The sequence below is a fragment of the Duganella sp. P38 genome (assembly GCF_050859475.1).
Lineage (GTDB): Bacteria > Pseudomonadota > Gammaproteobacteria > Burkholderiales > Burkholderiaceae_D > Rugamonas.
On record NZ_CP193936.1, the window covers coordinates 3970750 to 3984284 of the forward strand.

The following is a 13535-nucleotide window of genomic DNA, read 5'->3' on the forward strand; positions in this document are numbered from 1 at the left end:
CTCTCCAGTGTGTAAATATCGTCTTAGTTATTTTTTATTTCCGCGCATGGTCATCACGCGTTGTACTACGCAGAAGATGAACAGCAGACCGCCGATGACGATCTTGGTCCACCAGGAACTGAGCGTGCCGTCAAACGCGATCAGCGTCTGAATCGATCCCAGTACCAGTACGCCGGTCAGCGCGCCGGCCACGTAACCGTAGCCGCCGCTGAGCAGCGTGCCGCCGATGACCACGGCGGCAATCGCGTCCAGCTCCGTGCCCTGCGCATGCAGGCCGTAGCCGGACAACATGTAGAACGAGAACAGTACGCCGGCCAGCGCGGCGCAGAAGCCGGAGAAGGCATAGATCAGCACCTTGGTGCGCGCCACGCGCAGCCCCATCATCAAGGCCGATTGCTCGTTGCCGCCCACGGCGTAGATGGCGCGGCCGAACGGCGTGCAGTGCGCAACGTACACCGCCGCCGCCAGCAAGGCAACCGCGATCAGCGCGCCCGGCGAGATGAAGCAGTCGCCCACCGGCAGCTGCGTTTGCGACATGGCGACGAAGAACGGATCTTCGATGGTGATCGAGTTAATGCTGATCAGGTAGCACAGGCCGCGCGCCAGGAACATGCCTGCCAGCGTAACGATGAACGGTTGCAGCTTGAAGTAGTGGATCAACGCGCCCTGCGCGGCGCCGAACACGGTGCCGATGGCGAGCGCGATGGCGATGACCAGCAGCGGATTCCAGTGCCAGGCTTGCAGCATGTAAGCGCACACCATGGTGGTCAGCGCCAGCACCGAGCCGACCGACAGGTCGATGCCGCCCGACAGAATCACAAAGCTCATGCCGACCGCGATCACCAGCAGGAAGGCGTTGTCGATCAACAGGTTGAACATCACCTGCAGCGACAGGAAGCCGGGATAGGCGGCGCCGCCCGCGCCCAGCAGGACCACCAGCAGGAATAAGGTGATCAGGGATGTGAAGTACGGCGACGAGGTGATCGACGGCGCCGGAATGCTCATGCTGCTCATTATGCTTTACCTCCGCGCGCCGCCGGGAAGGCCCGGCGCCACATGTTCTTGAATTCTGCCGACTGCGAAACGCAGATGATGAAGACCACGATCGATTTGACGACCATGTTGACTTCCGGCGGCAAGCCGAGGGAGTAGATGGTGTAGGTCAGCGTCTGGATGATCAACGCGCCGATCACGCTGCCGGCCAGGCTGAATTTTCCGCCGGCCAGCGAGGTGCCCCCCAGCGTGACAGCGAGGATGGCATCCAGCTCCAGCAGCAGGCCGGCGTTGTTGGCGTCCGCGCTCTTGATGTTGGAGGTAATCATCAGCCCCGCCACGCCGGCGCAGGCGGCGCAGAAAACGTAGACGAAGAAAATCAGCGACGCGGTCTTCAGGCCGGCCAGGCGCGCGGCCACCGGGTTGATGCCGACCGACTGGATGAACAGGCCCAGCGCCGTCTTCCGCAGCAGCAGCGCGGTGACGATGAAGACCGCCGCGACGATGTACAGCGAAAACGGCAGGCCAAGCAGGTAGCCGCTGCCGAGGAAGAAGAACGGCTGGTAGTAGACGGTGACGATCTGGCCATCGGTGAACAGCTGCGCCAGGCCGCGGCCCGCCACCATCAGGATCAGCGTGGCAACGATCGGTTGCAGGCCAAGGCCGGCCACCAGCGCACCGTTCCAGGCGCCGCACAGCAGCGCCGCGCCCATGGCGACCGCCAGCGCGATCCACATCGGCGTGTTGGCGACGTATTCGGGCGTGCCGTTGTTCATGACCATGGTGCCGCCGACCAGCATCGCGGCGACTGTGCCGCTGATAGCGACGGTGGCGCCGACCGATATGTCGATGCCGCGCGTGGCGATCACCAGCGTCATGCCGATCGCCGCGAGGATCAGCGGCGCGGCGCGGTTGGCGATGTCAATCAGGCTGCCGTACAGGTGGCCGTCCTTGATCTCCAGGTGGAAGAAGCCGGGGATCATGATGAAGTCAATCAGCAGCAGGATCGCCAGCGCGGCCAGCGGCCGGAATAACGGGTGTTGCACAAACATGGGCAGACTCGATTTGGTGGATGCCGCCGCCGGCGTGCGTGCGCCGCCGGCAACGGCCGATGCCAGGGCGGCGGGCGCCGGGCGCGCCTCCGTCGGGGACTTATGCATGCTGGTCTCCCGCCGCGATCACATGCAGCACGGAGGTTTCGTCCAGCGCGCCGCGCGGGTATTCGCCGCCCTGCTTGCGGTCGCGCATGACGACGATGCGGTCGCTGACGCGCAGCACTTCGGGCAGTTCGGACGAAATGAACAGGATGGACATGCCTTTCTTGCACAGCGCCGAGACGTAGTCCATGATTTCCTGCTTGGCCCGCACGTCGATGCCGCGGGTCGGCTCGTCGAGGATCAGCAGCTTGGGATCGGTCACCAGCCAGCGGGCCAGCAGCACTTTTTGCTGATTGCCGCCGGAGAGCGAGCCGATAGGCGTTTCGATGCTGGCGGTCTTGATGCCGAGCGCCTTGACGTATTCTTCCGCCAGTTGCTGCTGGCGTTTCAGCGGAATGGCGCGCATGATGCCCATGCGGGCCTGCAGCGCCAGGATCAGGTTCTCGCGCACGGACAGGTCGAGAACCGCGCCCTCGTGCTTGCGGTCCTCCGAGCAGAAGCCGATGCCGGCGGCGATGGCGTCGCGCGGCGAAGTGAAGTTGTGTTCCTTGCCGTCGATGGTGATGGCGCCGCTGTCCGCCTTATCGGCGCCAAACAACAGGCGCGCAGCCTCGGTGCGGCCGGAACCCAGCAGGCCGGCAAGACCCAGCAGTTCACCCTGACGAATTTCCAGATCCATCGGCAGTAGCGCGCCCTTGCGGCTTAGCCCCACAGCGCGCAGGAACGACTTGAAGCGCGATTGTCCAGCGTCCCCGCCGCCAGTCGCCCCACCGCTGGCCTGCCCATCCGGCGCCACGCGGTCCGGCGCTCGCACGCCTTGCGCGCCGGCGGCGGCGCTGTCAGTGGCGGCGGTCGCACCGATCATCTTGTTGACCAGCTCCACGCGCGACAGGTCGGCGGCAAGGTACTCGCCCTCACGCTCGCCGTTGCGCATCACGGTAATGCGGTCTGAAATCGCGTATGTCTGGTCGAGGAAGTGCGTCACAAACAGAATCGCCATGCCCTGCTCGCGCAGGCCGCGCAAAACGCTGAACAGCAGGTCGACTTCCTTCTCATCCAGCGAGGAAGTCGGCTCATCGAGGATCAGCACCTTGGCCGACACCAGCAAGGACCGCGAAATCGCCACCATCTGCTGAATCGCCAGCGGATAATGCGCCAGCGGCAGCGTCACGTCGATACGAATCTGCATCCGCTCCAGCAGCTCGGCCGCCTGCTTCGCCATCCCGGCCCAGTCGATACGCCCGAACTTGCGCGGATAACGGCCAATGAAGATATTCTCCGCCACAGACAAATTCGGGCAAAGATTCACTTCCTGGTAAACAGTGCTGATGCCATGGTTCTGCGCGTCCAGCGTGGACTGCGGCTGAATCGAACGGCCAGCCAGCACAATCTCGCCATGGTCCGGCGTATAAACGCCGGTCAGCACCTTGATCAGCGTCGATTTGCCGGCGCCGTTCTGGCCCATCAGCGTATGAACTTCACCCGGATAGAGGTTGAGCGACACGCCATTCAAAGCCTGCACCCCGGTGAAGGCTTTGCTGATGCCGCGCAGCTCCAGCACCGGGGTCGCGGGTGCGGAAGAATTCGTCGTCATCGGTATCAGTATTTACGGTTCGGGAATTCCTTGGCCGCGACTTCGGCCGGGAACACGCCTTCCTGCGTCACAACGCGCTTAGGTACGGGCTTCTTGGCCACCACGTCTTTGGCGATCTGCATCAGCTGGGGGCCCAGCAGCGGATTGCACTCGACGGTCACGTTCAGCTTACCGGAGATCATCGCCTCGAAGGCGCCCTTCACGCCGTCGATCGAGATCACCAGAATATCCTTGCCCGGTTTCAGGCCGGCTTCCTCGATTGCCTGGATCGCGCCGATGGCCATGTCGTCGTTGTGCGCGTACAGCACATTGATCTTCTTGCCCTCGGCCTTCAGGAAGGCTTCCATCACCTCCTTGCCCTTGGCGCGGGTGAAATCACCGGTCTGCGAGCGGATCACCTTCAGCTTCGGATTGCCGGCGATGACTTCCTCGAAGCCTTTCTTGCGGTCCAGCGCAGGCGCGGAGCCGACGGTGCCTTGCAGCTCAACGATATTCAAAACGGCATCAGGCGCCTTCTTTTGACGCTCCACCAGCCAGCGGCCGGCGCGGCGGCCTTCCTCCACAAAGTCCGAACCGAGGAAGCTGACGTACAGCGAAGGATCGCTGACATTGACCGCGCGGTCGGTCAGTATCACCGGAATGTTGGCGCGCTTGGCTTCGCGCAGCACGGTATCCCAGCCCGACTCCACCACCGGCGAAAACGCGATCACGTCGACACGCTGGGCGATGAAGGAGCGGATGGCCTTGACTTGGTTTTCCTGCTTCTGCTGGGCGTCCGCGAATTTCAGCGTGATGCCCTCTTTCTTGGCCGCTTCCTTGATCGATACGGTGTTCGCGGTACGCCATTCGCTTTCGGCGCCCACCTGGGAGAAGCCAATCACCAGCGGTTTGGCGGCGAAGGCGCTCGGCACGCTCAGGGTGACGGCGGCGGCCAGTGCGGTGGCCAATACGGTTCTGCGATTGCATGTCATGGCAAGTCTCCTGATAAGTTTTTTTATAGTGTTATTCGGATCAATACTATGAGAAACATAAATATCTATCCAATGATATTTTCACACTCTGCAATATCTTTTTCGATATGTCAGCGCAGCAGGCGCACCCCATACAGGCCGCCGGCCACCGAGCCTTCCCGGGCCACGAACTTGACTACCAGTTTGCCAGCTACCGCAGCGCCAGCCGGAATCGGGTAATCGCGGGTGTAGAGTTCCTGCGGCGCGCCGGCGTCCAGGCGTACTTCCGCCAGCAGCTTGCCGTTGATTAGGATATCGAAGCGGCGGCCGGCGTCGAGTTTTGAATATGTCAGCCGCAGCACGCGGGCTTCGCCTTTCCTGTCGTTCAAGTCGTAGCTGAACCAGCCGGTCGCGTGGCGCCAATGCTTGCCTTTATTGATGCCGGCATCCGCACCTTCGCCCTTGAAGAAGTGGTCCGACTCGGGCTGCTGTTCGCCCGGCGCCACCTGGTCGATGGTCCGCGCGTCCAGCGCCAGGCGCTCCTTCTCGTCCGCCGCGGCCTGCGCGCGGCGCCTGGCAAGGTCCGCCGGCGTGGAATACGGCCAGTAGACGACATAGCGGGCGTCGTGCACGCGGAAGAACGGCACGAAGGTGGTCGGGCCGGCGCTCGTGGCCTGCACCAGGCCGGGCGCGGTGAATGTCAGCGGGCGGCCTGGCACTGGACGAAAGCGGCCGGTGAAAGCCGTGCTGTCGCTGACCAGCACCGGCGCCTGCTCCAGCGGCACCACGGGACCGCTGGCGATATGGCCCATGCGGCTGTCGTCGGCGAGGTAGTTGAGCTGCTCGCCGGGTAAAGGGTTGGTTTTCGCGGCCAGCACCACTGGGCCGTGCAGCACGGCGTAGTAGGCGGATTTGTCGGGCATCTGCTCCAGCCGTGTTTTCATCGGCAGCTGGATCTCTACCTTGTCGCCGTCGCGCCAGGCGCGGCGCAGGTTCACGTAACGGTCGGCGCCTATCGCTGCGGCGGCCTGCTTGCCGTTGACGTGGATGCGCAAGGCGCCACGCTCCACCCATTCCGGATAGCGGATCTTCAGCGTGAAGGTCTTGCTGCCCTTCACCGTGATAGTGCTGCGCGCCTCGTCCGGAAAGCGGTTGGACTGGCGGATCTGCACCCCCTGCTCGCGCCAGTCCAGCGACGAAGGGATGAACAGGTTGACGTACAGGTTGTCGCCCTTGTGCGCGTAGATGAATTCCCCGTACTTGGCATGGCTCTCGATACCGGAGCCGACGCAGCACCACATCGCCTTTTGCGGCTGCGAGTAAAACGCGGTAGTGGTTGGGCCGCATCGGCGTAAAGTAGACAAAGCCGCCGCTGTCCGGATGCTGCGACGACAGGATATGGTTGTACAGCGCGCGCTCGTAGTAGTCGGCGTAGCTGGCCCTGGCGTCGCCCTGGAACAGCAGCTCGGTCAACTTGAGCATATTGTAGGTGTTGCAGGTTTCAGGCCCCTCCACTTCGTCGATCATGGACGAGAAGTCCTGCGCGTCGTGGAAGTGTTCCTTGACGCTGTTGCCGCCGATGGCGACTGTGCGGTGATCGTGGACGGTCTGCCAGAAGAAGGCGGCGGCTTTTTGCCAGTTCTTGCGGCCGGTGATGTCGCCAATGCGCTTGAAGCCGATCACTTTCGGGATCTGCGTATTGGCGTGCAGGCCGGTAAGCTGGTCCTTTCCTTGTTCCAGCGGCTGCAGGATGGCCTGGTGTGAGAAGCGTATGGCCAGGTCCATGTATTTTTGCTGGCCGGTCATCTGCGCCACGTCCGCCAGCACTTCGTTCATGCCGCCGTGTTCCGCGCGCAGCATCGATTGCATTTGTTCTTCGCTCAGGCCCGCCGCCAGACTGATGGTCCAGTCGCACAGGGCGATCAGCATGGCGCGGGCATCTTCGTTGCCGGCGTAGGCGTAAGCGTCGCGCAGGCCGGCGTAGGTTTTGTGGAGGTTGTACCACGGGACCCATTTGCCGTTGACGGAAAAGTTGTCTGCCTGGAGCTTGCCGTTGGCGATGTCCTGCCAGGCGGCCGCGCCGCCCGGAATGCCGCCGATATAGCCGTTGCCGTTCGCCTGCTGGCAGCGTTTCAGTTCCGCGACGGCGTAGTTCAGGCGCTTATGAACTTCCTGATCGCCGGTGGAGGCGTACATCAGTGCCAGCGCGGACAGATAGTGACCACCCATGTGACCATCCAGCCCGGTGGACTCCCAGTTGCCGTAGGTCGGCTGCTTCAGCGGCAGGCCGGCTTCCCGCAGGAATGGCGCCAGCAGGCGGTCGGCATCCAGCGACAGGATGTAGCGCAAGTCCGTCTGTTGGGCTGCCAGAAAAGGACTCGGCCCGAGACGCACGGCGTTTAACGAAAACAGCGCCACCGCGCCTTCCGCGCGCGCGACTTCTGCGCCAGGCGCCGAGGCAGCTGGCGCGTCGGCAGCCGCGCTAGTACCCTGCGATCCGAGCGTGGCGGCGAGCGAACCGTGCGACGCGACCGCAGCGGCCGCGCCGGCGGCCAGCTTGAAGGCCTTGCGGCGCGGGGGCATCGGGGCAATGCGGCGTCCGGGCGCGGGGCGCTCATTATTTCGCTGGCAGCTGGTTGCTGCGGTATTTGTTGAGGTCCGCCTGATCGACGGTCGGCCGGCCGGCGGCGTCGAATCGCATCGGCATGATCTTCAGCTTTTGCAGGTAGTTGTCCGCCGTCTCGTAGGCATGCAGCACCAGATAGTCCTTGCCGTCGAAGGTGTAGGCGCTGTTGTGGCCCAGGCCCTTCCAGTCCTTGTCGCCAGCGATCACCAGCGAGCCGCCGCCTTTCATCATGTCGACGCCGTTCTTGTCCACGTATGGCCCGGTGACGGATTTCGAGCGGCCAACCATCACGTGATAGGTACTGTCGGCCTTCTTGCAGCACAAGCCGAACGACACGAACTGGTAGTAGTAATCGCCCTTCTTGAAGATATACGGCGCTTCGATCTCGCCAGCGCCGGCCTTGTCACCGGAGCCGGATGCGCCATTGGTGCGGCTGGCGATGGAGTGCCACTCCTGCGGCTCGGCCAATCCGGTCCACGCCTTATTCAGCTTGACGATTTTCAGGCCGCTCCAGAATGAACCGAAGGACATCCAGGCCTCGCCCCTCTCGTCCTGGATCACATTCGGATCGATGGCGTTCCAGTCGTCGCGGTTGGGCACCGACTGCAGCACCATGCCCTGATCCTCCCACTTGTAATCCGGAGAACGCGGGTTCAGCGTTTTATTGACAGTGACGCCGATGCCGGAGGTATTCTTGCCGAATCCCGAAACGGAATAGTACAGATAGTATTTCCCGTCATGGAACTGGATGTCCGGCGCCCAGATATGATCGTCGAACGTCGGCGCGGCTTGTTTCGCCCATACTGGCTGGCCTTTGAAAACGCGGCCCTCGGGCGTCCAGTTCTTCATGTCCTTCGAACTGTAGAAAGTGATGCCCGGCCCGGTGCTGAACACGTAGTAGGTATCGCCTTCCTTCGCCATCACAGGGTCATGCACGCTGACTTCCTTGGCCGTGCTGCCAGCCGCGGCCAGCGCAAACGCCGCCGTCAATACAACATACTTCATTTAACAACTCCTATCACCCCGTCGTTCCCGCGAAGGCGGGAACCCATAGAGCGCCAGCCCGCACGCCCCCTATGGATCCCCGCCTGCGCGTGGATGATGGGTTTTCTTAATTACCGGTCCGCGCACCCCAGATGGACACGCCATCCACCGACTGCGCAGTCCACGTCACCACAAACGCGTTGGCATTGGAATTCCACTGGCGCGACAACACCCCAACGAAAGTCCCCGCAGCACCCAGCGTCAAGGTAATCCTGTTACCGCCATCATGCTTCCAGGTGCCTGTCGCCGCGCCACTGACCGTACCATCCGCCGCCAGCACCACATTCGAAGACGTCTTGATCGTCGTCGAAATATCCTTGCCGTGGTTGATCATCTTGTACGTGCCCGCCGCATCGGCCGCCGTCACCACCGCCGACAACGCGGTCGCGTTCTTGCTCAGCGGCGCGTAACGGAACGGCGCCACCACCGGCCAGCCATCCGTATTGATGAACATCTCATGGACGCGGATCTGATGCAGCTCTCCCGTACCAGGGAAGCGCGTATGGAAGATCAGGAAGTACTGACCGGTCGCAGCGTCATAGTACGCCGAGTTATGGCCCGGCGACACATAGCCCAACGGCGTCCCGCTCTCGCCGGCAGCCAGCTGGAACCGGTGATTCCCCATGATCTTCTGGCCGAATGGCGCAATGGTCGCATCGTCGAACAGCGGCAGCGCGGGATTCGACTTGACGTTGGCCATGTCGTTGCCCTTCGCATCCAGATACGGGCCGTCCGGGTTGAGCGAGCGCGCCACGCGCATGTTGTACGCGCCATTCGCATCGAGGCCGCCGAAGGACGTGAACATGTAATAGAACTTTGATTCGGGACTGTACAACACATAAGCGCCCTCGATGCGGCTGTGGTTGCCGCCGATCAGATGCTTGCCATAGCCCTGGCCCGGCTTCTGCAAGCCGGTAGTGGTGTCCATCTCAAGAATGAAGATACCGCCCGAGTACGAACCATAGATCATCCATAGTTTGCCGTTTTGGTCGAAGAAGGTGTTCGGGTCCACCACGTTCGGCATGGTCAGCGCGTCGTACACATTCACGCCGTCTTCGCTGGTCTGGCCCCACATGCCGGATTTCAGCAGGATTTGCTTGTTGACGTAGGGCCCTTCCACCTTGTCGGCCACGGCGAGGCCCAGCGCCGAGCGCGGGGAATCGCCTTTGCAGGCGCAGTAGTAGTGATAAAACTTGCCATCGGCCAGGCGCACCACATCTGGCGCCCAGGTGTCGGTGACCTGTGCCCACGTGAAGGTGTCGGCCAGCGCCGTCACCACGTTGGTGAACAGCGGATTGGCATTGTTGACGCCATCGGCGATCTTGGTCCAGTTCATCAGGTCCGTCGATTTGGCAGCGGCCAGGTGTGAGCCGAACACATAGAACGTGCCATCCACCTTGATGACGGATGGATCGTGGACCGATGCTTCGCTGAAGGTGATGCTGGTTGGCGTTGGCGTTGGCGTTGGCGTTGGCGTTGGCGTTGGCGTTGGCGTCGGTGTTGGCGTAGGCGTTGGAGCCGGCGCTGGCGTCGGGGTTGGCGTGGCGCTGCCGCCTCCCCGCCGCCGCAACCGGCCAACACCAAGGCCACACCACCGGCGGTAATCACCTTGCGGCGGGTGAGCTTGATGTCGTCCATGGTCTTACTCCACCGCTACCACGATCACGGCCTTGGCCGGCACCTTGATCGACAGCTTGCCATCGGCGCCAGCGTTGGCGCTGAACGCGGCGGGCTTGATCGCCTGCGGCGCGGCGAAGGTGTTATGCGCATCCATCGCGGCGGCGGTCAGTACGCGGCCCTTGACCGACTTCACCGACTGGCCAGGAATATTCACCGCCACATCCGCAGGCTTGTTCGGATTGGTATTGACCAGCGCCAGATACACCTTGCCGTCCTTGGTGCGCGCCGCCGATGCGCTGATCTCAGGCACCTTGAAGCCGGCCGCCGAATAGTCGGGATTGTCCTTCAGCGTGATCGGCAGCGAGGTCGCGCCCTGGAACGGCACGTACATCTGATACGCATAATAGGTTGGCGTCAGCAGCATCTTGTCCTTGTCGGTGATGATCATCGCCTGCAGCACGTTGACCATCTGCGCGATATTCGTCATGCGCACGCGTTCGGCGTGAGCGTGGAAGATGTTGAAGTTCAGCGCCGCCACCACCGCATCGCGCAGCGTGTTTTGCTGGAACAGGAAGCCGGGATTGGTGCCCTTCTCCACGTCATACCAGGTGCCCCATTCGTCGACGAACAGGCCCAGTTTCTTCTCCGGGTCATGCTTGTCCATCACGGCGCTGTTCTTCTGGATATGGCTTTCCATGCGCAGCGTGTTGGACACGGTGGAGATCCACTCGTTTTCCTGGAAACCGGTCGAAGCGCCCTTGCCTTCCCATTTGCCGGTCGGGATGGTGTAGTAGTGGAAGCTGATGCCCTCGGTCTGCTTCTTCAATTCCTTGGACAGCACGTCGGACCACGTCAGGTCATTGTCATTGCCGCCGCTGGCGATGATCTTCGGACGGTACTGCTTCGGCGCGCGCAGGAAGGTTTCGACCTGCTTGTACAGGTCCGAGTAGTACTGCGGGCTCATATTGCCGCCGCAGCCCCAGGCCTCGTTACCGACGGCGAAGTAAGCCACCTTGAACGGCTTGTCGCGGCCATTCTTGCGGCGCAGGTTGGCCAGCGTGGATTTGCTGTCGGAGGTCATGTACTCGACCCACTCCGACATCTCTTGCGCGCTGCCGGTGCCCAGGTTGCCGTTGACATAGGCGTCGGCGCCCAGCAGGTCGACCAGATCGAAGAATTCATGCGTGCCGACGGCGTTGGATTCATCGACGCCGCCCCAGTTGGTGTTGACCTTGACCGGACGCTTCTCGCGCGGGCCGATACCGTCGCGCCAGTGGTATTCGTCGGCGAAGCAGCCGCCAGGCCAGCGGACCAGGGGCACCTGAATCTCCTTCAGCGCGCCAACCACGTCGTTGCGCCAGCCCTTGGTGTTGGGGATTTTCGATTTAGGGCCGACCCAGATACCTTCGTAGATGCCAGTGCCAAGGTGTTCGGCGAACTGGCCGTACACGTCCTTGTTAATCACCGCGCCAGGTTTGGCGGTATCGATGGTGATTTCGGCGGCGAAAACGCCGCCCGAAGCCAGCATGCACAAGGCGAGTACGCCGCGTTTGATTTGATTCATTCCTCAGTCTCCTGTTTTATAGTTGGATGACAAAGCCGCCATGCGGCTTGACGGTTACTGCCACTTTTTTACCGGCCGCGATACCGCGCTGGCTGAAGCTGCGGGCTTCCTTGCCATCGGTGATGACGACGCCCTGCTTGTTGCCGACGAAGGACAAGTCCAGCGTCAGCGTTTTCTCTTTGTCGGTGCCGTTGATGCCGGCGATGTACCAGGTGTCGCCGGCGCGCCGCGCGACGACGGCATACTTGCCCGGGTAGCCATCGACCAGGCGGCTGTCGTCCCAGCTGCGCGGCACGTCCTGCATGAATTTCTTCACGTAGTCCGGCACGGTCGCCATGCCTTCCGGCGTGTCGGCGAAGTGCTGGATCCCGGACAGGTACAGCACCGAGGTGGCCAGCTCAAAGCCGTTTGTGCTGGCGCGCCTGATTTTCGGGATGTCGCCGAAGACCACTGGCGTGAAGTCCATCGGGTCGAACAGGTTGCGGGTGAATGGCAGCATGGCGGCGTGGCCGGGCATAGCGTCCTGGTCCTTCTGCTCGAAGGTAGTGAACTCGAAGCCCTTGATGGCTTCCATCGTCATCAGGTTCGGCCAGGTGCGCTGCCAGCCGCGCGGCAGCGTGGAGCCGTGGAAGTTGACCAGCAGGCCGGCCGCCGCCGCGTCACGCAGGATGTCGTTGTAGTAGGCGATCATGGACTGGCCGTCGCCGGCAAAGAAGTCGATTTTCAGGCCCTTGACGCCAATCTCGCTGAGACGCTTGAATTCCTTGACGCGCTGTTCATGCGTGAGCAGCTGGCCCTTGGGCGAATACTCGGTCTTGTTCCATGGGCCGGACGAGTTGTACCAAAGGATCAGGCCTACGTTCTTCTTCGCCGCGTAGCCAGCCAGTTCCTTGATCTTGTCATAGCCGATGTTGCGGTCCCAGTTGACGTCGATCAGGGTGTATTCCCACTTCATGTCGGCGGCGTAGTCGATGAATTTCTTCTGCACGTCGTAGACGATGGAGTCATCTTTCAGGATCGCCCAGCTCCACGAGGCGCGACCCGGCTTCACGCGCGCGGCGTCGAAGGCGACAGCCGGTGCGGCGAGGTCCGTGCCTAGCGTGGAGTTGGTGACGGTGGCCAGCGAGCCGAGGGCGATGATGCGCCATGGGGACGTGAGCGTGCCCTCCACTTCCGCCATCAGGCCGCCGTTGGTGTAGACCTCCGCCGGCATCGGGTTGCCGATGCGGTATTCGCCGCCGCTGGAGTCTTGCGCCAGACGCGAGGCTTGCCAGCTGCCGTCCATATTGGCTTCCGAGATGGCGACCCAGTTGGAGCCGGTGCGGAACAGCGCGGGGAATACCCAACCGGCTTCGGTTGGCGACTTGGTGCCGGCCGCGATGTCCATCTGGTAGTGTTCTTCGTAAGACGGATTGGTATTGCTCCAGCCGGTTTGCGCGACCGACATCGGTTGCAGCCACGCCTTCGCGCCTTTAGGCAGCGCGAAGGTGGTGTGCTCCTGCACCAGTTTTTTCAGCGGCAGCGATGGCTCGGCGACGATATAGCGGAAGGCAACGCCGTCGTTCGAGACGCGGAACACAATGTCGATCTTCTGCTGCTTTGCGTTTTGCAGCGAGTAGGTCTGTTCGTTGGCGCGGTAAGTGATGTCCTTGCGTTTGCCGACGGCCATCTGGTAATGGTCTTCGATTGCGCGCGGCGTGGAGGCGGAAACCAGCGACAGGTCGCTGGCCAGGTCGGCGCCGGCCAGTTGCAGGCCAAGGCCGGAGGCTTGCAGCACAGGCTTGCCGTCGCGGGCGACCGTGTAAGTCAGCTTGCCGTCGGCCGCGCGCACGGTGACGGCGATATGGTTGTCAGGGCTGCGCAACGGGCCAGCGGCGCCCGGCGCGCCGGCGGAGGGCGATGGGTTTGATTGTGCGGCGGCCGGCGCGGCCGCGAGGATTGCAGCGGCGCAGGACAGCGCCGTGACTACGGTTGTATTCACCATGTT

9 protein-coding genes and 1 pseudogene are annotated in these 13535 nt (G+C 62.5%); all 10 read right to left on the bottom strand.

The window, feature by feature from the left end:
• Positions 1 to 27: 27 nt before the first annotated feature.
• The 10 genes and pseudogenes from yjfF to ACRQ5J_RS18505 all read right to left on the bottom strand — a co-directional run bounded on the left by yjfF (position 28) and on the right by ACRQ5J_RS18505 (position 13529).
• The gene (gene yjfF, locus ACRQ5J_RS18460) at positions 28 to 1014 is read right to left on the bottom strand and encodes a galactofuranose ABC transporter, permease protein YjfF (protein ID WP_432378725.1); all 987 of its coding nucleotides are present in this window, start codon (positions 1012 to 1014) and stop codon (positions 28 to 30) included.
• Positions 1014 to 2045, bottom strand: coding sequence for an ABC transporter permease (locus tag ACRQ5J_RS18465; RefSeq protein ID WP_432383683.1), 1032 nt, complete (start codon positions 2043 to 2045; stop codon positions 1014 to 1016). The genes yjfF and ACRQ5J_RS18465 overlap by 1 nt, the downstream gene beginning before the upstream one ends.
• Positions 2046 to 2145: 100 nt before the next feature.
• Positions 2146 to 3744 (bottom strand): sugar ABC transporter ATP-binding protein, encoded by a 1599-nt coding sequence (locus ACRQ5J_RS18470; protein WP_432378727.1) that lies wholly within the window; start codon positions 3742 to 3744, stop codon positions 2146 to 2148.
• A 5-nt stretch (positions 3745 to 3749) separates the two neighbouring features.
• Complete coding sequence (locus ACRQ5J_RS18475) at positions 3750 to 4715, bottom strand: ABC transporter substrate-binding protein (RefSeq protein ID WP_432378729.1); 966 nt, start codon at positions 4713 to 4715, stop codon at positions 3750 to 3752.
• A gap of 110 nt (positions 4716 to 4825) precedes the next feature.
• On the bottom strand, positions 4826 to 6058 hold the full coding sequence (locus tag ACRQ5J_RS18480) for a DUF6805 domain-containing protein (protein ID WP_432378731.1): 1233 nt from the start codon (positions 6056 to 6058) through the stop codon (positions 4826 to 4828).
• Between the two features lie 22 nt (positions 6059 to 6080).
• Positions 6081 to 7277 (bottom strand): annotated as a pseudogene (locus ACRQ5J_RS18485) (beta-L-arabinofuranosidase domain-containing protein); the annotation flags it as partial.
• 34 nt (positions 7278 to 7311) lie between these two features.
• Complete coding sequence (locus ACRQ5J_RS18490; RefSeq protein WP_432378733.1) at positions 7312 to 8325, bottom strand: arabinan endo-1,5-alpha-L-arabinosidase; 1014 nt, start codon at positions 8323 to 8325, stop codon at positions 7312 to 7314.
• A 106-nt stretch (positions 8326 to 8431) separates the two neighbouring features.
• A complete protein-coding gene (locus tag ACRQ5J_RS18495; RefSeq protein WP_432378735.1) occupies positions 8432 to 9934 on the bottom strand; it encodes a glycoside hydrolase family 43 protein in 1503 nt (500 codons plus the stop codon).
• 72 nt (positions 9935 to 10006) lie between these two features.
• Positions 10007 to 11548, bottom strand: coding sequence for an alpha-N-arabinofuranosidase (locus ACRQ5J_RS18500; protein ID WP_432378736.1), 1542 nt, complete (start codon positions 11546 to 11548; stop codon positions 10007 to 10009).
• Positions 11549 to 11564: 16 nt separating this feature from the next.
• A complete protein-coding gene (locus ACRQ5J_RS18505; RefSeq protein WP_432378738.1) occupies positions 11565 to 13529 on the bottom strand; it encodes a glycoside hydrolase family 97 catalytic domain-containing protein in 1965 nt (654 codons plus the stop codon).
• Positions 13530 to 13535: the final 6 nt, after the last annotated feature.

Bases quoted from the DNA above. Each gene is read 5' to 3' on its own strand.
- yjfF (WP_432378725.1), bottom strand. From the start codon at position 1,014: ATGAGCAGCATGAGCATTCCGGCGCCGTCGATCACCTCGTCGCCGTAC.
- ACRQ5J_RS18465 (WP_432383683.1), bottom strand. From the start codon at position 2,045: ATGTTTGTGCAACACCCGTTATTCCGGCCGCTGGCCGCGCTGGCGATC.
- ACRQ5J_RS18470 (WP_432378727.1), bottom strand. From the start codon at position 3,744: ATGACGACGAATTCTTCCGCACCCGCGACCCCGGTGCTGGAGCTGCGC.
- ACRQ5J_RS18475 (WP_432378729.1), bottom strand. From the start codon at position 4,715: ATGACATGCAATCGCAGAACCGTATTGGCCACCGCACTGGCCGCCGCC.
- ACRQ5J_RS18490 (WP_432378733.1), bottom strand. From the start codon at position 8,325: ATGAAGTATGTTGTATTGACGGCGGCGTTTGCGCTGGCCGCGGCTGGC.
- ACRQ5J_RS18500 (WP_432378736.1), bottom strand. From the start codon at position 11,548: ATGAATCAAATCAAACGCGGCGTACTCGCCTTGTGCATGCTGGCTTCG.